Origin of the sequence: Pseudoalteromonas sp. '520P1 No. 423', assembly GCF_001269985.1 — a bacterium.
Taxonomy (GTDB): Bacteria; Pseudomonadota; Gammaproteobacteria; order Enterobacterales; family Alteromonadaceae; genus Pseudoalteromonas.
Map to the genome: position 1 here is coordinate 746,245 of NZ_BBZB01000001.1, position 19,018 is coordinate 765,262.

The window sequence follows — 19,018 nt, forward strand, 5'->3', positions numbered from 1 at the left end:
TGAAAGCTAATTGTAATTGCTTATGATGCCAAAGCATTCCATTTTTAATTGAAGATTTAAACTTTTGAAAACAAATTTAGTTACCCCAGAAGGCTATAGAAAGCTTCAAGAAGAAGAAACCTACTTGTGGACAGTTAAACGTCCAGAAATAACAAAAATAGTATCTTGGGCTGCCAGCTTAGGTGATCGATCTGAAAACGCAGATTATACCTTTAATAAACGTGTATTACGCCAAATTGATAGGCGTGTAAGATATTTAAGAAAACGATTGCCAGATTTAAAGGTGATTGAATATTCGCCTGTGCAAGAAGGTAAAGTATTTTTTGGTGCTAAGGTCGAAATTGAAAATGAAGCTGGGGAAGTGAAATCATTTAAAATAGTAGGGCCAGATGAAATATATGGTGATGAAAAAGAACCTTTAATTTCTATAGATTCTCCGATGGCAAGAGCACTATTAAAAAAGCAAGTAGATGATGACTTTATAGTGAAAACACCTGAAGGCGATAAAGAGTGGTTTGTAAATTCAATTGAATATGAAAAGTAGTTTATTTAAATGGTGAGGTTTATGCTTAGTATGGCGTTAAATTAGGCTTTATGAAACTTTCCGTAACAAACTAAATCATAAAAGGATTTTTATTATGACCATTTTCTTTTATATTTAGTGCAGATAAATAATAAAATTTAGCTCGGAGTGGGATAATGGGACAGGAAACAACCAAAGTTTTAGTTGTAGATGATGATATGCGCTTACGTTCATTATTAGAGCGTTATTTAGTAGAACAAGGTTTTATTGTCCGCTCAGCTGGTAATGCAGAACAAATGGACCGCTTAATTGAGCGAGAAAATTTTCATTTATTAGTATTAGACTTAATGCTACCAGGTGAAGATGGTTTATCTATTTGTCGTCGTTTACGTCAAAAAGAAAATGATATTCCAATCATTATGCTAACTGCAAAAGGCGACGAAGTAGACCGTATTATTGGTTTAGAGCTTGGCGCTGATGATTATATTCCTAAGCCTTTTAATCCTAGAGAATTATTAGCACGTATTAAAGCGATTTTACGTCGTCGTTCAGCTGATGTACCTGGTGCGCCAGCAGCAGAAGAAAATAAAATTGAATTTGGTGATTTTAAACTGAATTTAGCAACTCGCGAAATGAACCATGGTGATGAAATTATCTCGCTAACCAGTGGTGAATTTGCGGTACTAAAAGCCTTAGTGACTCATCCAAGAGAACCACTTAGCCGTGATAAGTTAATGAACTTAGCGCGTGGTCGAGATTACAGCGCCCTTGAGCGGAGTATTGATGTTCAGGTGTCTCGCCTGCGTCGTATGATTGAAGAAGATCCAGCTAATCCAAGATATTTACAAACAGTGTGGGGACTTGGTTACGTATTTGTTCCTGACAGTGATGAATAATGCGGTTATTTCCGCGTAGTGCATTTGGGCAAACAGTCTTTTTTGTTGGTGCACTACTTTTAATCAATCAAATCGTTTCATACATATCAGTTACTTTTTATGTCGTAAAACCTACGATAGAGCAAGTAACTTTAATGCTTTCTAAACAAGTTAAAACTGTTTTCATTGGTGTGAACGATGGTATTACTTTACCTCCTGAAATTGCTGAAAAGTTTTATTTAGCAACAGGAACGGAAGTGATGAGCGAAGCAGAAGCATTCAAAAACGGCCTAGAAATGGCTTCTGAATATCCCATGCTGTCTAACATCATGTCAGATCAGTTAGGCGGACCCGCACGCGTTAGAATCAATCAAGCAAGTCAATTAGTTTATTGGGTAGAATCTCCTCAAGCGCCAGGTTATTGGGTGCGAGTGCCATTAATGGGCTTTCAAGAAACTCAGCTAGAATTCCTCACATTTTATTTAGCCTGTATTGGTGTATTAAGTGTTTTAGGTGGCTGGTTATTTGCGAGTCAGTTAAATCGGCCGTTAAAGTCATTGCAAGATGCAGCTGTAAAAGTAGGTGTAGGAGATTATTCAACCCAACTTAAAGAGCGCGGTTCAATAGAAGTAATCGAAGTAACCCGTGCATTTAATCAAATGTCGAAAGGCATTAAAGAGCTTGAAGAAGACAGGAGATTATTAATGGCAGGTGTATCGCATGATTTAAGAACACCTTTAACACGTATTCGTTTAGCAACGGAAATGATGTCTGATGATGAAGACTATTTACGTGAAGGTATTATTTACGATATTGAAGATATGAACGCAATTATCGATCAATTCATAGAGTATTTAAGACATCATAAAGTGGCTGAATTGGTTAATGAAGACTTAAATGCTTTGGTGGCTGAAGTAGTCGCTTCAGAGCAAAAGCAGCAAAGGGTGATCAATGCCGAACTTAATGAGAGCATACCAAATATTCCATTAAGCCATGTTGCTATTAAACGTGTAATTACCAATATGATAGAGAATGCATTGCGTTATTCTGAAGATGATATTCAGGTATTAACTGGTTTAGATAAATCTAAAAAATATGCTTATGTGGCCATTCAAGATAAAGGCCCTGGCATTCCAGAAAATGAACTTGAGCGTGTATTTCAACCATTCACTCAAGGTGACTTAGCACGCGGCAGTGAAGGTAGCGGCTTAGGTTTAGCGATTATTAAACGTATTGTAGATATGCATAATGGCACAGTAACATTAAGAAATATGCCTGAAGGCGGCTTAGAAGCAAAAGTAAACTTCCTCGTTAAACAGTAAAATAACAAATCAAACTAAAAAAGGGTCGGAGTCAATTAACTTTAAATGGGTTAATGTACTCCGACCCCTTTATTGAGGACATTAAAAAAGGCTAGCCGTGGCTAACCTTTTTATTTGCTATGTAGCAATATTGATTATAACTGAGGACCAGCTGATACTAATGCTTTACCATTTTCTGTGTCAGTGAATTTCTCGAAGTTATTTACAAAGCGTTTTGCTAAATCTACTGCTTTGTCATTCCATACGCTTGCATCTTCGTAAGTTTTACGAGGATCAAGAATGTCACCTTCAACACCTTCTACTGAAGTAGGTACTTCTAGGTTGAACATTGGGATAACTGTAGTTTCAGCGTTATCAATTGAACCATCTAAGATAGAATCAATGATTGCACGTGTTGCTTTGATAGAGATACGTTTACCAGTACCGTTCCAACCTGTGTTTACTAGGTAAGCTTCAGCGCCTGCAGCTTCCATACGCTTGTGTAATACTTCAGCGTACTGAGTTGGGTGTAGGCTTAAGAAAGCAGCACCAAAACAGCTAGAGAAAGTTGGAGTAGGCTCTGTGATACCACGTTCAGTACCAGCTAGTTTAGCTGTGAAACCTGAAAGGAAGTAGTATTCAGTTTGCTCTGGCGTTAATTTAGCAACTGGAGGTAAAACACCAAATGCATCAGCAGTTAAGAAAATTACTTTCTTAGCGTGACCTGCACGAGATACTGGTTTTACGATGTTGTCGATATGGTGAATTGGGTAAGAAACACGTGTGTTCTCAGTTTTTGAGTTATCGTCAAAATCAATTTTACCATTCGCATCAACAGTTACGTTTTCTAATAATGCATCACGACGGATTGCATTATAGATGTCTGGTTCGTTTTCTTTGCTTAGGTTGATTGTTTTTGCGTAACAACCGCCTTCAAAGTTAAATACGCCGTTATCATCCCAACCGTGCTCATCATCACCGATAAGTTCACGTTTTGGATCTGTAGAAAGCGTTGTTTTACCAGTACCTGATAAACCAAAGAAGATAGCTGTATCGCCGTCTTTACCAACATTAGCACTACAGTGCATAGATGCGATGCCTTGAAGCGGAAGGTAGTAGTTCATCATTGAGAACATACCTTTTTTCATTTCGCCGCCGTACCAAGTACCACCGATTAGTTGCACTTTTTCAGTTAGGTTGAAAGCAACAAAGTTCTCAGAGTTAAGACCTTGCTCTTCCCATTTATCATTTACTGTTTTTGCACCGTTCATAACTACGAAGTCTGGTTCGTAATTTTCAAGCTCAGCATCAGTAGGGCGAATAAACATATTCTTAACGAAATGTGCTTGCCATGCTACTTGAGTGATAAAACGTACTTTTAAGCGTGTTGCTTCATCAGCGCCACAAAAAGTATCAACAACAAATAAACGCTCGCCGCTTAGTTGAGTTGTAACTAAACCTTTTAAATGATCCCATGTTTCAGGAGTCATAGGTTTGTTATCATTTTTACCTTGATCAGACCACCATACTGTGTCGCGAGTTACTTCGTCACGAACAATATATTTATCTTTAGGAGAACGACCTGTAAAGATACCTGTGTCTACATTTACTGCGCCAAGTTCAGTTTCAACACCTTTGTCAAAACCTTCTAGGCCGGCTTTAGTTTCTTCTGCAAAAAGTAACTCATAAGATGGATTGTAAACAATTTCTGCCACATCATTGATACCATATTGTGACAAATCAATTGAGTTTTCTAAAGCGGTCATGCAAAAACACTCCTAACGTTTGAACGGGGTTTAGTTATAAAGAACGATTGTGAGATACGGCGCTAATTCTAGGTGATCGGTGGCTAAAACAAAAGCAATAAAAGGCGTTAAAACGCAGTTTTCAGGACTTTTTTTTATGACACCGGTATCATCTTTGAAATGTAACTTGAAGATTTTTAATGACAACGGTGTCAGATTTATTTGTTGAGCTATAAGTACTAAAAAACCGAGCAATGCTCGGTTTTTTATTATTATGAGAATGACTGTTTTAAACAATCAATTCATCATTTCTCGTATTTAAAAGTTTACAACTAATGAAAAAGCGCCCTTACTTGAGACTCATCAAAAACGTAATTTTTAAGACAGTAGTGACAACTAATTTGAATGTCACCACTATTTTCTATTTCTTCTAATAAAGACTCAAGTCCAACATTAACTAATGCACCTGCAGTTTTATCTCTTGTACAAGTACATTTGTAGTTTACTGCTTGTGGTTCAAATACTCTTGGGTTGTCTTCATGATAAAGACGCGTAAGTACAGTAGTTGCATCTAGAGTTAATAGCTCTTCATCTTTAATGGTATTTGTTAAAGCTTCAAGGTGAATAAAATCTTGCTCTGCTTTTTCTTTGTCGACAGGCAATACTTGTAAAAATAACCCCGAAACTTTAGCTGCACCTTCAGTTACATCAGTTGCAAACCATAAGCGTGTTGTTAATTGCTCTGATTGTGTGAAGTATTGCTCTAAACATTCAGACAATGTATCTGCATCAAGTGGTACGATACCTTGGTATCTTTCACCTTTTTTAGGCGTAATTGTGATAACCATATGACCTTTACCAATCAAATCTTTGATTGTTGTGCCTTTAATTTCATTTTGTAGGCGAGCAATACCGCGCATGTTTTGTTCATTATCACCATTTATTACAGCATATTTAAGCGGACCATCACCTTGTAATTGAACCGCGATATCGCCTTCAAACTTTAACGTTGCAGTTAATAAACATGTTGCGGCTAATAATTCACCTAATAAATGTTTAACTGGATCTGGATAATTATGGCCTTCAATTATTTCGTTAAACGTAGTGTTTAATTGAACTAATTCACCTCGTGCATCGAGGTTTTCAAAAATATATCTGTGTAATAAATCTTGCATCTGAACTTGCCTATCTTTAATTTATATAGAGCAGAATTTTATTTCTGCAGTATTGCTATAATCTGGTTTTGACGTGCTTAGCTTTGTTTAAACTGAATGATCTTTCTTCTTTGTTTCTTATCAGGCTTGCGCTCTGGATGAGGAGAAAAGAAGCTATTGTTTTTTCGAGCTATGGTGTTGATTTCACGTTGCTTAATGCTTTCATCAGACTCTTGATATAAAAGCTGCGCCTCTGGTGCACCACGCCTATGTTCTGATATTTTCAAAATAGTGATAATTTTTTCATCATGGTTTTGAGTTAAGGTGATTACAGCATTTAACTCTACTGTTTTACTGGCTTTACATTTTTGGCCATTATATTGAACTTTTCCGCCTTGAACCATGTCTCTCGCTATAGCGCGTGTTTTATAAAATCGCGCAGCCCAAAGCCATTTATCTAAACGGACTTTAAGAATTTCATTTGGCTGTGCTTTTTGAATTTTTGCCATTTTAAATTAAATATCGCTGAGAAATTGCGCGAAATATAGCACAAAAAGGGAATTTTAAAAAGAGACTACATTTGTTTACTAAATAACAAAGCTTAGTAATTATAAGTGTTGGAAAGGGTTTTATACCTTATTTTTCTGTTTCGATACAATATTCACTATTAAGGCGCTTGTTGTATCAAAACAAGCGAGTTAAGATGTCATCGCTATTAATTATAAAAAATAAAGGCTATGCAACAGAAATTACAAAAATTACAACAATTTCAGCATTTAATTGCCAAGCTTCCTGAAAGGAAAATAAGTTTTACACTACTATTAATTATAGTGGTATATGTCGCTTATTTATCTGCGCAAGCTTTTTGGTTAATTTGGCCTAAACCTCAAGAATCAAATTCATTTATTAATAGCGCAAGTTCAAATTCAGCTAGTCGCAGCACATTAAATAGTTCAGATATCACAGCTATCAATCTTTTTGGTAAGGTGAATGCTCAGCCCGTAAAAAAAGAAGTAGAAGAACCTAAAGTAATAAATGATGCACCAGAAACCACATTGAATATCAATTTGACGGGTGTTGTGGCTGTAAATCAAGATGATAAAGCGGGTTTAGCTATTATAGAAAGCCAAGGTGCACAAGAGACATATCAAGTAGATGATGTTGTAAAAGGTACACGAGCGACGGTAAAGCAAGTTTTTGCAGATCGTGTTATTTTACAAGTGCGTAGCCGATATGAAACCTTGATGTTAGATGGTTTTAACTTTTCTAAAACTGTAACAAGTACAAAAAGAAAACCACAAAGCTCGTCACCTCGGAAAATAAAACAAAATTCACGCACTATCAAAGCGACTCAAAATGCAGATGTAAAACGTGAAATTCGTGAAAAACGTGCAGAATTAGTAAAAGATCCAGGTAAGTTATTTGATTATATTCGTGTATCGCCATCAAGAGTAAATGGTGAATTAGTGGGGTATAAATTAAGACCAGGTAAAGATCCCGCTTTATTTAGAAAAATGGGTTTAAAACACAACGATTTAGCAACATCAATTAATGGTTATATGCTTACTGATATGAAGCAAGCTATGGCTGCTATTAATGAATTGCGTACCGCACAATCAGCTACGATTTCAATTGACCGCAAGGGCGAGCAATTGGACGTATTGTTTAGTTTAGAATAATAGATTCGGAGTTTATAAGATGAATCACATGCAAGGCCGCCTAAAAAAAAGTACAAGAATTAAAAAAGGGTTGGCAAAATACGCCGCATTGATGCTTGCTATTGGAACTTCGCTATCGGTTGCTGCTGTAGAGTATTCTGCTAATTTTAAGGGCACCGATATTAATGAATTTATTAATATCGTAGGTAAAAATTTAAATAAAACCATTATTATCGATCCGGCTGTACGCGGTAAAATTAATGTACGCAGCTATGAGTTAATGGATGAAAAACTGTATTATCAATTTTTCTTAAATGTACTTGAAGTACAAGGTATTGCTGTTGTAGAAATGGATAATGGCATACTAAAAATTGAAAAAAGTTCTAGCGCTAAAAAATCTAGCGTTCCAGTAATGGATGACAATGATGAAACCTCATATGGCGATATGATGGTGACACGTGTTATTCGCGTTAAAAATGTCAGTGTGCAAGAGCTTGGCCCACTTATTCGTCAGTTTAGTGATCAAAAAGATGGTGGCCATGTCACTAACTATAAAGATGCCAATGTAATGATGTTGACAGGTCATGCTGCATCGGTAAATCGTTTAGTAAAAATTATTCGCTTAGTTGACCAAGCGGGTGATAAACAAGTTGATATTATTCGTTTAAAACATGCAACACCAGCTGATGTTGTGTCAGTAATTGAAAAAATCTATAAACCGACTTCTGGTAAATCAAATATTCCTGCTTTTTTAATTCCAAAAGTCGTTGCTGATGAGCGTACTAACAGCATAATCGTTAGTGGTGAAACACAAGCAAGAGAGCGAGCATTAGAGCTAATAAAAAGATTAGATGGCGAACTTGAAACCCAAGGTAATACTAAAGTTGTTTACTTAAATTACGCTAAATCAGAAGAGTTGGTAAAAGTTTTACAAGGTGTAAGTAAATCGATTGCTGATGAGCAAAAAAAATCTAGCTCGAAGTCTAAAAGTCGGAATAATAAAAATCAAACCAGTATAGAAGCACATGCTGAAACCAATGCATTGGTTATTACAGCACAACCAGATGTAATGCGCTCACTTGAAAAAGTGATTGCTAAGTTAGATGTGCGCCGCCCACAAGTATTGGTTGAAGCGATTATCCTTGAAGTATTTGAAGGTGATGGCATTAACTTAGGTTTTCAGTGGATCAGCGAACAAGGTGGCATGGTGCAGTTTAATAATGGTACCGTGCCTGTCGGTTCATTAGCTGTCGCAGCGGAACAAGCAAGAGATAAAACGATTACCGAAACAACAGCCTCTACCAATGCTAATGGCAGTACTGTGGGTTCTGCTCCGACTACAAGAGTTGTAGAAGGTGATTTAACCGCTGCTGCAAGCTTACTTTCCGGTGTCAGTGGTATGGCGATGGGTATTATAAAAGGTGACTGGGGTGCAATTATTCAAGCGGCTGCTACTGATACCAATACCAATATTATATCAACGCCTTCAATTACCACTATGGATAACCAAGAAGCTTCTATGATAGTGGGTCAAGAGATCCCAATTTTAACTGGCTCTGCCGCAGGAAGTAATAACTCAAATCCATTTAGCACAGTAGACCGTCAAGAGGTTGGTACTAAGTTAAAAGTAACACCACAAATCAATGATGGTTCAGCAATCTTATTAACCATTGAGCAAGAAGTATCAAGTATCAGTGGTTCTACGTCAGTGGATATCATTACCAATAAACGAGAGTTCACAACTACTGTTTTAGCTGATGATGGTGGTATGGTGATTTTAGGTGGTTTAATAGATGAAGAAGTGCAAGAAAGTGTGTCTAAGGTACCAGTTTTAGGTGATATTCCAATTTTAGGTCACTTATTTAAATCAAGTAAAACAGAAAAACGTAAACGTAATCTAATGGTGTTTATTCGTGCGACAATTGTGCGTGACGATGTCACTATGAATCAACTTAGCCATGAAAAATATAATTACTTACGTTCTGAACAACAAAAACGAGAAGATGAAGGTGTATCACTAATGCCTGGCACTAACACACCTGTACTACCTGAGTGGAACGATGAATTAGTATTACCGCCTACGTATCAAGAATTCTTACACGGTAAAAACAAAGAAGAGAAAAAAGATGACTGAGTTAGTAGCCGAAGTTTCAGTGGCTCCTAAACGTTTGCCTTTTTCTTATGCGCGTCGTTTTGGTGTGTTTTTGAGTCATGAACAGCAAGAAAATGAACTTACCCTTTTTTATAAAGGCGAGTTAAATCTTGAAGTCTTGCTAGAAGCAAGACGCATTGCAGCGCAAAGTTTTACAGCTGTGCAGCTAAATGACGATGAATTTGAATTGCAAATTGAAGCCGTTTATCAAAGAGACAGCTCTGAGACGCAACAGATAATGGAAGATATTGGCAACGAAGTTGATTTATTTTCTTTAGCAGAAGAGCTGCCAACAACTGAAGACTTGTTAGCGAGCGATGATGATGCGCCAATTATAAAGCTGATTAATGCCATGTTAGGTGAAGCGATTAAAGATGGTGCGTCAGATATCCATATTGAAACTTTTGAGCAAGATTTAGTTATTCGCTTTAGAGTTGATGGTGTATTAAAAGAAGTATTAACGCCTAACCGTAAGTTATCTTCTTTATTAGTGTCTCGTATAAAAGTAATGGCTAAATTAGATATTGCTGAAAAACGTATACCCCAAGATGGTCGTATTAGCTTAAAAATAGCCGGGCGTGCAGTTGATGTGCGTGTTTCAACTATGCCTGCCAGTTACGGCGAGCGTGTTGTGTTACGTTTATTAGATAAAAATAATGCACGCCTTGATTTACAAGACTTAGGCATGAGCGATGAAAATCGTGTTGTTTTTACTGATTTAGTGCGCAAACCTCACGGTATTATTTTGGTTACAGGTCCTACGGGTTCAGGTAAAAGTACCACGCTTTATGCCGGACTTGCTGAGATAGATTCAAAAGAAAGTAATATTCTAACTGTTGAAGATCCAATAGAGTACGAAATTGCAGGCATAGGCCAAACGCAAGTAAATACAAAAGTAGATATGACATTTGCGCGTGGTTTACGTGCCATTTTACGTCAAGATCCCGATGTGGTGATGGTAGGTGAAATTCGTGACTTAGAAACAGCACAAATCTCTGTTCAAGCCTCATTAACGGGTCATATGGTTTTATCAACACTGCATACAAATACTGCTGCAGGCGCAATTACGCGCATGGAAGATATGGGCGTAGAGCCTTTCTTATTATCTTCATCATTGTTAGGTGTTTTATCACAGCGCTTAGTGCGTACTTTATGCCCTGATTGTAAGCAACCGCATGTAGCTGATGAAAAAGAATGTCGTTTATTAGGCGTTGAGTTTAATCAAGGTATTAAAATTCACCGTGCGGTAGGTTGTACTGAATGTAATCATAATGGCTATAGAGGCCGAACTGGTATTCACGAGTTACTAGTTGTTGATGATGCTATCAGAGAGCTTATTCATAATGGTAAAAGTGAACAAGCAGTTGAAAAGTATATTCGCCAAACAACTCCAAGTATTCGCCAAGATGGCTGTAGAAAAGTACTGTTAGGTGAAACAACTTTAGAAGAAGTACTGCGCGTCACTAGAGAGGAAAGCTAGTGCCAGCATTTGAGTACAAGGCTTTAGATGCCAAAGGTAAAACTAAAAAAGGTTTACTTGAAGCTGATACGGCCAAACAAGTCAGAAATAATTTAAGAGAAAAAGGCTTAACACCTTTAGAGGTCAATGTTGCCGCTGAGCAAGAAAAGAAGCAGGGCAGTAGCTTTTTTAAAACTAAAGTATCAACCGCTGATCTCTCTTTAATTACACGTCAATTAGCAACCTTAATTCAGTCGGCATTACCTGTTGAAGAGGCAATCCTTGCGGTGGCTGAACAATGTGAAAAGCCGAAATTAAAAGGTATGTTGATGTCGGTCCGTTCTAAGGTGGTAGAAGGCTACACTTTAGCGGATGGTTTAGCTGAATTCCCCCATGTATTTGATTATTTATATCGCGCTATGGTTGCCGCAGGTGAAAAATCAGGGCATTTAGATAAAGTACTAAATCGATTAGCTGACTACACTGAACAACGTCAGCATATGCGTAGCCAAATTACCCAAGCTATGGTTTATCCAATGGTACTTGTGGTTTTTGCAATTGGTATTATTTCGATATTGTTAGGTAGTGTAGTACCAAAAATATTAAAAACTTTTGAGAAATCTAAACAAGCTTTACCTTGGACAACCGAGTGGGTATTGGCAGCGAGTAATTATGTGCAAAACTATTGGCTGATCACTTTAGTGGTATTTTTCAGTTTGGTTTTTGGAATTAAAAAAGCACTTACAAAACCAAAAGTACGGTTTTGGTATGATAGTAAGCTGTTAACATTACCAGGATTAGGTAAAGTAAGCCGTAGTTTAAATACAGCAAGGTTTGCACGTACTTTAAGTATTTTGTCTTCAAGCTCAGTTCCTTTATTAGAGGGGATGAAAATATCGGGTGAAGTCTTAGCAAATGAACAGATAAAAAAAGCAGTCGGTGATGCTTCAATTAAAGTAAGTGAAGGTGCAACACTGAGAGCTTCATTACAGCAAACAAAATTTTTCCCACCTATGATGCTTCACATGATTGCCAGTGGAGAGAAATCAGGTGAGCTTGAACAAATGTTAGAACGTTCAGCTGACAACCAAGATAGAGAATTTGAGAGTTTAGTGAGTGTGTCATTAAAGCTTCTTGAACCCGCCATGATTGCAGGAATGGCAGTAATCGTATTGTTTATTGTAATGGCGATTTTACAGCCGATAATGGCAATGAACAAAGCAATAGGAATGTAGTCTTAATTTTAAATATTATTAGAAATTTCAAAATTTAGAGGTAAACAATGAGAAAGCAGTCTGGTTTTTCACTATTAGAAGTAATGGTTGTTTTAGTGATCATAGGCATGATCATGGCGATAGTTGCACCAAATATTATGGGTCAGCAAGAAGAAGCTGCAGTTGATAAAGCACATTTAGATATCCAGCAGTTAGAAGATGCAATGGCTATGTATAAATTGCGTAATAAAGCATATCCAACAACAGAGCAAGGTCTTGAAGCATTGGTAACAGAAACTGATGTTGAGCCTTTACCTAGACGTTTTCCTGAAGGTGGTTTTATTGATAAATTACCAGAAGATCCTTGGGGCAACCCTTACCAGTTAGTAAGTCCAGGTGAGATTGGTAAAATAGATATTTTCTCTATGGGCCCTGACGGTGAGGTAGGAACAGAAGATGATATTGGTAATTGGGATGAAGAAGATTCAGGGCACTAATACCGTTTTTGGAAAAACAATTGTTTAACAAAGCTAAAATCAAAAAACATACATTAAAACCATGCACTAAAGCGCATGGTTTTAATCGTTTTCGACAAAAAAATACTGGTTTTAGTTTAATTGAAATTATGGTTGTATTAGTGATTATTGCATTTGCCACTAATATGATGATTTATAATCTTGGCGGCGGCCAAGAAGACGAGTTAGAAAAATCAGCGGTTAAAATGAATACCGTGATTAATTTAGCAGCAGATTATGCTGTTTTAAATCAGCTTGAATTAGGTTTCCATTTAGATAAAGGCATTTTAGAGTTTCTTGCATTTGATGGTGAAAAATGGATACCACTAACAGGTAATAAGGTTTTTAAAGCAGTTAAATTTCCTGAATTTTTAGATGTAGAATTACAGCTAGATGATTTACCTTGGGCAGAAGAAAATTTATTAGAACAAGTCGATTGGCGCGAACTAATGGACACTGAAGATGAAGAAAGCTTTTTAGAACTAGAAAAACTAAAAATTCCACAAGTGATATTGTTATCTTCAGGTGAAGTGAGCCCTTTTTCGCTTTCACTTTCATTAAAAGAACAAGCCGAGCCCACCTTTTTTATTCAAGGTGAATTCATGGCTCCGGTTATATTCAAACGAGAACCTGAATTATGAAAAAGAATAATTTAGGTTTTACCTTATTAGAAGTCATGGTTGCTCTGAGTATTTGCGCCATGGCGGGCATTGCTGCCATGCAAGTGGCTGGGCAACATATTAATCACCTTTCAATTGTTGAGCAGCAAGCTTACGCCTCTTGGGTTGCTGAAAACCAATTAGCTGAAATTACCTTAAGTGATAAGTGGCCACCTAAAAATAATAAAAAAGGCAATCAAGAACAAGCCGGACATAAATGGTATTGGCAGCAAAAAGTTGTAAAAACAGAAACGGCAGATTTTTATCAAGTAACAGTAATTGTATTTGAAAATGAAAAATATCAAGAAGCTGTGTACGAGCTTAATACCTATGTCACTAAGAGTAATTCCAAGTGAATAGTTTGAAGTCATATTCAAAACAAGTCGGTTTTACCTTACTAGAAGTTATGGTTGCTTTAGGGATTTTAGGTTTTATTGTTGTTGCAAGTCATCAAATTTTAGATACCGCCATTCGCACAAGTGAAACCTCTGAACAAACAATTGCAGAGCTGAATGCCTTGCAAGCAACATTTAGATTAATGGATCAAGATTTCAGTCAAATAACTAAACGTATGGGGCGAAATGAGTCGGGTGAACGTGTGGAGCAATATTTAATTGCTGGACGATATTTGATGAACAGTCAATATGATGGTGTCGCATTTGTAAGAGATGGCTGGCGAAACCCAGCTAACTTATTACCTCGCAGTGAGCTTCAAGCAATAGGCTATCGAGTTGTTGATGATAAGTTAGAGCGCATATATAAAGTTTATATTGATAGCTTAGATGATACAAAGTCTCGTAGTCATGTTTTGATGGAAAATGTAGAAGATTTTGTGCTGACATACCGCAATGATAAAGATAAATGGCTAGAAGCGTGGAAAGAAAAGTCATTGCCAAGAGCTGTAAAAATTGAATTGAAGCTAAAAGATATTGAGCCGTTCACAAGAGTGTTTTTAGTGCCAGGTTCGGGAGTTGTTGAAGATGAAAAATAACTCAGGTGCAGCGCTAATCATAGTATTATTTGTTGTTGCGCTAGCGGCAACTTTAGCTGTTGAAATGAGTTCTCGTATGATGGTACTTGTTAATAAAAATAGTATTTTACAAGAGCACCAACAAGCAAAATGGTATGGTTATGCAGCAGAGGCATTAGCTAAGCAGGCATTAATTCAAACCAAAAAAGATGATGATAAAGTTGTTCATTTAAAACAAGCTTGGGCGCAAGAAGAAGCGACTTTTCCAGTTGATGGTGGCACGATCAGCGGTAAAATTTCAGATTTGCAAGGTTGTTTAAATTTAAATGCATTTAGGGCTAAACCTGAAAATGGTTCAGCTGATAAAGTACCTGAAGTACATGGTGTTTTTTTAAGGTTATTAGAAAAGCTGGATGAAGAGGACACCCTACCAATAGAAAACTCTCAAGAAGAGCTTGCAGATGCTTTATTAGATTGGATTGATGAAGATAATAACCGTAGACCAGAAGGCGCTGAAGAAGATGAATATTTATCTCGTGAAATACCTTACTTAACAGCCAATCATTTTTTAGCTTCTATATCAGAGTTACGTACAATCAAAGGTTTTAACCCTTTAATTGTTGAAAGATTATTACCTTATGTATGCATTATTCCTGGAACAGATTTATTTGAAATTAATGTAAATACAATCTTGGCAGAGCAAGCAAGTTTGTTAGCTGCATTATTAGATACAGATACTGACACTGCTAATCAAATTATTTCTGAAAGAGAACCTGAAGGTTGGACTGATTTAGATAAGTTTATTAGTGATGCGAATGAAAAGTTAGCTAAGAAATTAAAAAAAGATAATAAACAGTTTGTTGTAAATAGTGAGTATTTCCAACTGGTAGCAAAGACAACATTTGCAGATAGTCGATTTAAAATGACTTCTACGATGAAAATAAAAGATAATAAAGTCAGTATATTGGCTCGTAAATTTGGAGGCGACGTAGATGAGTGAAACTCTAATAATACGTTTAGGTCATAAGCAAACAGATAAATTACATTGGCTAATTTTCTCTGATGCAGAACAAGAAATTATAGCCAGTGGTGAATTAGCAAATGCTAGTGAGTTAGCGAGCTTAACTGATAAGGCTGATAGTCGTCAGTTAGTGGCTTTGTTACCTGCATCTGATGTGCAATTAAAAAAAGTAATATTACCCGCTAAATGGAATCGTAAATTACAACAAGCTTTGCCTTATATTATTGAGGATGAGTTAGCGTGTGATTTAGATGATTTATTCATCGCTATAGATGAGCCTTTCCAAGAGATTCAAAACGAAGAAACAAAGCATGGTATTAAAGTTGCTATCTTAAATAAGGCGTGGTTTGAGGCTTGGCTTGAATGTTTATCTGGTTATGGGCTTTCACCACAAAAAGTGATCCCTGATGCCTTATTATTACCATTTGAAGCTGATAAAGCGCCTGCGATCTCATTAGATGATAATTGGCTTGTTAAAACAAATGAATGGCAAATTGCGCAAGTTGAACCTCAATGGTTAAGTGTTTATATAGACGCTGCTAATATTGAGACTTTAGTTCACTTCAGCCCAAGTGAGCAGTTAAGTGAGATTAGCAATTTAAATTTGGCGTCTGATGAGTCAAAATTTGATTTACCTTTAGCTATATTTGCAAAGCAATTAACTCATAATCCTTTTAATTTACTGCAAGGGGATTATCAGGTTAAGAAACAAAAAAATGTAGTAAGACCTGCGTGGCGTGCGCCAGCAATTGCTGCATCAATCGCTTTGTTGTTAACCTTAGGTTTAAAGGGGTTTCAGGCTTATCAACTAGATCAACAAGCTAACTTAGCTAAGCAAAATGTAATTGACCAATATAAGTCGGCTTTTCCAGGTACAAAAGTGCGCCCGCACTTAATTAAAAAACAGCTCAGCAATCGTTTAAAGCAAGTCGAGGGTGGTAGTGATGCTGGTTTCTTAGAGCTTATGAATGATTTGGTGATCGTATTTAAAGAGGTCGATAATTTTGAGCCAGACTCATTCCGTTATGATCAAAAGCGCAATGAAATAAGATTAAGAGCGAAAGGCAAAGACTTTCAAACATTTGGCAAGGTTAAGTCTATCTTAGAAAATCAAGGTTTAGAAGTATCTCAAGGGTCGCTTAATAATGATGGTGATAATGTTGTTGGTGAAGTTAAAATTAAACGCCAGTCGTGAGCCAGGAGAATAGAATATGAAAGCAATGTTGGAATATTGGCAATCACTTAAAGAGCAAGAACAAAAACTGTTAATGATCGCTGGCGGTATTTTTGTACTTTTTGTATTTGTGATGGGAATTTGGCGTCCTTTAAATAATGCGATAGAGACATCATCAAAAGAGTTAAAAAAACAACAAGATTTATCTGTTTGGATGCGCTCTAGTATCGCAAAAATTAAACAAGCGAATCCTAAAGCAAGCATGAGTTCAGGAAGTTTAAGTCAGGTTGTTAATAGTACGCGTAATAAATATCAGATCTCTATCAGTAAAATGCAACCAAAAGACAATACACTTAGGTTAACTGTAGAAAGTGTAGAGTTTAATAAGTTAATTGATTGGCTAACATTATTAGTTGAAAAACATCAGATCACGATTGTAAAAATTGATATGAGTAAAGATGATAATACAGGTTACGTTAAAGTTAGTAGCTTGGTTTTAGAGAAGTAATAATGAAAAATATAAAAAAAACAATTGGTTTAACCTTAGTATTCTTAATCACATTTTTTATTTTTGTTTTGCATCTAATGCCTGCAAATGTAGCTGTATCGTTTGCTAAACCTTATTTACCCAAACAACTTAGTTTAGGAGCTGTATCTGGTTCAATTTGGCAAGGTTCAGTATCGCAGGTGCAGTTTAAAGATAGAAATCAAACACAGTTATTAAATAAATTAAGCTGGACACTTAGTGCAACTTCATTGCTCACAGCAAATTTAGTCGCAGATATAAAGTTTGGTAATATTCGTCAAAAAGAAGAATATTCAGGTAAAGGCAATATTAAGTTTGGTTTATTATCAAACGAGCTTACCGTGACTAATGCTAATTTACGAGCACCTATTACACAACTAATGGCGCAAGCTAACCTACCTTTGCCTATTAATGCTAAAGGTCGTGTGACAGTAAAAGTTAAAGAATATCAATTAGGCCAACCTTATTGTAAAGCGTTAAATGCAGATATATCAACGCAACAATTACAAATTCAAGGGTTATCAGGTTGGTTTGCGATTGATGAGATTGCAGCTAAAGGAAAGTGTAAATCTGGCAATATTACATTTGCGGTTAATAAAGAAAATGACTTAGGTTTACAGCTTGATATTGTATTAGCTGCAAAAAATAAATTAACAGTTGATGGTTTTATAAAACCAAAAGCGAATATGCCAAAAGATGTACATGATGCGGTTAAATTTTTAGGCCGACCTGATCCTCAGGGCCGTTATAAAGTAAGTTTATAATGATATAACCTGAATTAAGGTTAAAAATTTAAAAAATGAGATAAAGGTGATACTTGCAAGAACTTAACTTAACAGAAACAGAATTAAATTTATTAGCCCAGTGGTTAAGTGGGGATGAAACTTCAGCTAAGGCGATGAATTTACCCTGTGTTGAAGGTTTTCTGTTTGCACTTATTTGTGCACCTGCACCTGTTGAAGATGAAGTTTGGTTAAATGAAGTGCTAGCAGGTGATTTATCAACACTATCAGATGATAAATTATTTGCACTTATGGCACTTTATAATCATCTGAGCACAGATATATTTGAAACCGGATATCAACTTCCTAAATCACTGATTGTTGATGATAATGTCGCTGTTAATTTTACACATGACAGCGCATTGCACAATTGGAGTAAGGGGTTTGCGCGTGGTGTAGGTTATGCCGGCGATTTGCTCAATTGTGAGAATATTGATAACGAACTGAGATCTGCTTTTGCTATGGCGATTAGTTGTTTAAGCTTTTTTGCTAATGAATCAAGCGCACAGCAACAAGCTCAAGAGCAAAATATGCATTTAGAAACTATGAGCCAACAAATGTTTGAATTGATGCCTGACTTCGCTATAGGCTTTGCTGAGATAGTTGAGTCTATGGCTGTAAGTAGTGGTTTATTTAATGACGAGGGTTGGAATGAGTAATCACCAATCTTAGAACAGAACATTACAAAGCGGAGCATATGCTCCGCTTTGTAATGTAACAAGTGAGATAAAGTTTCTCGCGGCTGAAGCCCTGCCTACTAATTTAAACTAATTTCGATAGTTAAGTGACCAGTTAATTAACGGAAATGGTATTAGCTACTGTGATCTATAACAATACGCCATTCATTGTTAATTTTTTTCCAATACAGCGAATAATAACCATTTGGGTTATCGGCTTTTCTTTGTAAAGACCACTTACCTAAAACAAATGCAGAATCTTCATTGACGTTTACTTCTAGTACATCAAATGTTAATTGACCCATGGTTGCTTTATCAGGATACGTCTTAATGTAGTTTTTTAACGTATTTTGCCACCCATATTTAATGCCATTCTTACCAACAAATTTTAATTCTTCTGATTGCCAATAACCTTGCATATATTGCTTAATATCACCTTGGTTCCATGCATCTTGCTGCATTGCCATTACTTTTAAAATATCTTCTTTACCTGTACTGGCATTAGCAAGCTGACTTATAAATATAAGGCTTATTAAAATTAATTTTTTCATAGTTGCATTTTTATTTAATTATGTGGATAAAATATACAGTCAGATTAACTTGATATATAGAT

General features: G+C 36.3%; 20 protein-coding genes. 16 read left to right on the plus strand and 4 right to left on the minus strand.

Annotated features, from left to right (window positions below; translation table 11 throughout):
- Positions 1-64 precede the first annotated feature (64 nt).
- From greB to envZ, 3 genes are all read left to right on the plus strand, one after another.
- On the plus strand, positions 65-544 hold the full coding sequence (gene greB / locus PSA_RS03460) for a transcription elongation factor GreB (RefSeq protein WP_042150019.1): 480 nt from the start codon (positions 65-67) through the stop codon (positions 542-544).
- Between the two features lie 155 nt (positions 545-699).
- The gene (ompR, locus tag PSA_RS03465) at positions 700-1,419 is read left to right on the plus strand and encodes a two-component system response regulator OmpR (RefSeq protein ID WP_042150020.1); all 720 of its coding nucleotides are present in this window, start codon (positions 700-702) and stop codon (positions 1,417-1,419) included.
- Positions 1,419-2,720 (plus strand): two-component system sensor histidine kinase EnvZ, encoded by a 1,302-nt coding sequence (envZ, locus tag PSA_RS03470; protein WP_042150023.1) that lies wholly within the window; start codon positions 1,419-1,421, stop codon positions 2,718-2,720. Before ompR ends, envZ begins: the two co-directional genes overlap by 1 nt.
- 134 nt (positions 2,721-2,854) lie before the next feature.
- Here envZ and pckA read toward each other — a convergent pair whose 3' ends face one another.
- The 3 genes from pckA to hslR form a co-directional block, all read right to left on the minus strand.
- Positions 2,855-4,465 (minus strand): phosphoenolpyruvate carboxykinase (ATP), encoded by a 1,611-nt coding sequence (pckA, locus tag PSA_RS03475; RefSeq protein WP_042150026.1) that lies wholly within the window; start codon positions 4,463-4,465, stop codon positions 2,855-2,857.
- Positions 4,466-4,776: 311 nt separating this feature from the next.
- Positions 4,777-5,619 carry an Hsp33 family molecular chaperone HslO gene (gene hslO / locus PSA_RS03480; RefSeq protein ID WP_042150029.1) on the minus strand — a complete coding sequence of 281 codons (843 nt, stop codon included), beginning with the start codon at positions 5,617-5,619 and terminating at the stop codon, positions 4,777-4,779.
- 77 nt (positions 5,620-5,696) lie between these two features.
- Positions 5,697-6,107: a ribosome-associated heat shock protein Hsp15 gene (gene hslR, locus PSA_RS03485; protein ID WP_042150032.1), complete on the minus strand. Its 411-nt coding sequence runs from the start codon at positions 6,105-6,107 to the stop codon at positions 5,697-5,699.
- Between the two features lie 228 nt (positions 6,108-6,335).
- Between hslR and gspC the strand changes: the two genes are divergently transcribed.
- The 13 genes from gspC to PSA_RS03550 are packed head-to-tail and all read left to right on the plus strand — an operon-like array spanning position 6,336 to position 18,387.
- Positions 6,336-7,277 carry a type II secretion system protein GspC gene (gspC, locus tag PSA_RS03490; protein WP_042150036.1) on the plus strand — a complete coding sequence of 314 codons (942 nt, stop codon included), beginning with the start codon at positions 6,336-6,338 and terminating at the stop codon, positions 7,275-7,277.
- A 19-nt stretch (positions 7,278-7,296) separates the two neighbouring features.
- The gene (gspD, locus tag PSA_RS03495; RefSeq protein ID WP_042150038.1) at positions 7,297-9,390 is read left to right on the plus strand and encodes a type II secretion system secretin GspD; all 2,094 of its coding nucleotides are present in this window, start codon (positions 7,297-7,299) and stop codon (positions 9,388-9,390) included.
- A complete protein-coding gene (gene gspE / locus PSA_RS03500) occupies positions 9,383-10,888 on the plus strand; it encodes a type II secretion system ATPase GspE (protein WP_082305613.1) in 1,506 nt (501 codons plus the stop codon). The genes gspD and gspE overlap by 8 nt, the downstream gene beginning before the upstream one ends.
- Positions 10,888-12,102, plus strand: coding sequence for a type II secretion system inner membrane protein GspF (gene gspF / locus PSA_RS03505; protein WP_042150041.1), 1,215 nt, complete (start codon positions 10,888-10,890; stop codon positions 12,100-12,102). Before gspE ends, gspF begins: the two co-directional genes overlap by 1 nt.
- A 47-nt stretch (positions 12,103-12,149) precedes the next feature.
- Positions 12,150-12,578, plus strand: a complete 429-nt coding sequence (gene gspG / locus PSA_RS03510) for a type II secretion system major pseudopilin GspG (RefSeq protein ID WP_042150043.1) — start codon at positions 12,150-12,152, stop codon at positions 12,576-12,578.
- Between the two features lie 38 nt (positions 12,579-12,616).
- Positions 12,617-13,237, plus strand: coding sequence for a type II secretion system minor pseudopilin GspH (gspH, locus tag PSA_RS03515; protein ID WP_269432816.1), 621 nt, complete (start codon positions 12,617-12,619; stop codon positions 13,235-13,237).
- The gene (gene gspI / locus PSA_RS03520; RefSeq protein WP_042150045.1) at positions 13,234-13,611 is read left to right on the plus strand and encodes a type II secretion system minor pseudopilin GspI; all 378 of its coding nucleotides are present in this window, start codon (positions 13,234-13,236) and stop codon (positions 13,609-13,611) included. The genes gspH and gspI overlap by 4 nt, the downstream gene beginning before the upstream one ends.
- 5 nt (positions 13,612-13,616) lie before the next feature.
- On the plus strand, positions 13,617-14,246 hold the full coding sequence (gspJ, locus tag PSA_RS03525; RefSeq protein ID WP_127924202.1) for a type II secretion system minor pseudopilin GspJ: 630 nt from the start codon (positions 13,617-13,619) through the stop codon (positions 14,244-14,246).
- Positions 14,236-15,225, plus strand: coding sequence for a type II secretion system minor pseudopilin GspK (gene gspK, locus PSA_RS03530; protein WP_042150046.1), 990 nt, complete (start codon positions 14,236-14,238; stop codon positions 15,223-15,225). The genes gspJ and gspK overlap by 11 nt, the downstream gene beginning before the upstream one ends.
- Complete coding sequence (gene gspL / locus PSA_RS03535; protein ID WP_042150048.1) at positions 15,218-16,441, plus strand: type II secretion system protein GspL; 1,224 nt, start codon at positions 15,218-15,220, stop codon at positions 16,439-16,441. The genes gspK and gspL overlap by 8 nt, the downstream gene beginning before the upstream one ends.
- Before the next feature lie 16 nt (positions 16,442-16,457).
- Positions 16,458-16,928 carry a type II secretion system protein GspM gene (gene gspM, locus PSA_RS03540; protein WP_042150050.1) on the plus strand — a complete coding sequence of 157 codons (471 nt, stop codon included), beginning with the start codon at positions 16,458-16,460 and terminating at the stop codon, positions 16,926-16,928.
- 2 nt (positions 16,929-16,930) lie between these two features.
- Positions 16,931-17,710 (plus strand): type II secretion system protein N, encoded by a 780-nt coding sequence (locus PSA_RS03545; RefSeq protein WP_231665215.1) that lies wholly within the window; start codon positions 16,931-16,933, stop codon positions 17,708-17,710.
- A 53-nt stretch (positions 17,711-17,763) separates the two neighbouring features.
- Positions 17,764-18,387 (plus strand): YecA family protein, encoded by a 624-nt coding sequence (locus PSA_RS03550; protein WP_042150052.1) that lies wholly within the window; start codon positions 17,764-17,766, stop codon positions 18,385-18,387.
- Between the two features lie 152 nt (positions 18,388-18,539).
- Here PSA_RS03550 and PSA_RS03555 read toward each other — a convergent pair whose 3' ends face one another.
- Complete coding sequence (locus PSA_RS03555) at positions 18,540-18,956, minus strand: DUF4440 domain-containing protein (RefSeq protein ID WP_042150054.1); 417 nt, start codon at positions 18,954-18,956, stop codon at positions 18,540-18,542.
- Between the last annotated feature and the right edge of the window lie 62 nt (positions 18,957-19,018).

What these genes read in the sequence shown, in the direction of transcription:
- ompR (WP_042150020.1), top strand. Translation starts at nt 700, where the DNA reads ATGGGACAGGAAACAACCAAAGTTTTAGTTGTAGATGATGATATGCGC.
- envZ (WP_042150023.1), top strand. Translation starts at nt 1,419, where the DNA reads ATGCGGTTATTTCCGCGTAGTGCATTTGGGCAAACAGTCTTTTTTGTT.
- pckA (WP_042150026.1), bottom strand. Translation starts at nt 4,465, where the DNA reads ATGACCGCTTTAGAAAACTCAATTGATTTGTCACAATATGGTATCAAT.
- hslO (WP_042150029.1), bottom strand. Translation starts at nt 5,619, where the DNA reads ATGCAAGATTTATTACACAGATATATTTTTGAAAACCTCGATGCACGA.
- hslR (WP_042150032.1), bottom strand. Translation starts at nt 6,107, where the DNA reads ATGGCAAAAATTCAAAAAGCACAGCCAAATGAAATTCTTAAAGTCCGT.
- gspC (WP_042150036.1), top strand. Translation starts at nt 6,336, where the DNA reads ATGCAACAGAAATTACAAAAATTACAACAATTTCAGCATTTAATTGCC.
- gspD (WP_042150038.1), top strand. Translation starts at nt 7,297, where the DNA reads ATGAATCACATGCAAGGCCGCCTAAAAAAAAGTACAAGAATTAAAAAA.
- gspE (WP_082305613.1), top strand. Translation starts at nt 9,383, where the DNA reads ATGACTGAGTTAGTAGCCGAAGTTTCAGTGGCTCCTAAACGTTTGCCT.
- gspG (WP_042150043.1), top strand. Translation starts at nt 12,150, where the DNA reads ATGAGAAAGCAGTCTGGTTTTTCACTATTAGAAGTAATGGTTGTTTTA.
- gspI (WP_042150045.1), top strand. Translation starts at nt 13,234, where the DNA reads ATGAAAAAGAATAATTTAGGTTTTACCTTATTAGAAGTCATGGTTGCT.
- gspK (WP_042150046.1), top strand. Translation starts at nt 14,236, where the DNA reads ATGAAAAATAACTCAGGTGCAGCGCTAATCATAGTATTATTTGTTGTT.
- gspL (WP_042150048.1), top strand. Translation starts at nt 15,218, where the DNA reads ATGAGTGAAACTCTAATAATACGTTTAGGTCATAAGCAAACAGATAAA.
- gspM (WP_042150050.1), top strand. Translation starts at nt 16,458, where the DNA reads ATGAAAGCAATGTTGGAATATTGGCAATCACTTAAAGAGCAAGAACAA.
- PSA_RS03545 (WP_231665215.1), top strand. Translation starts at nt 16,931, where the DNA reads ATGAAAAATATAAAAAAAACAATTGGTTTAACCTTAGTATTCTTAATC.
- PSA_RS03555 (WP_042150054.1), bottom strand. Translation starts at nt 18,956, where the DNA reads ATGAAAAAATTAATTTTAATAAGCCTTATATTTATAAGTCAGCTTGCT.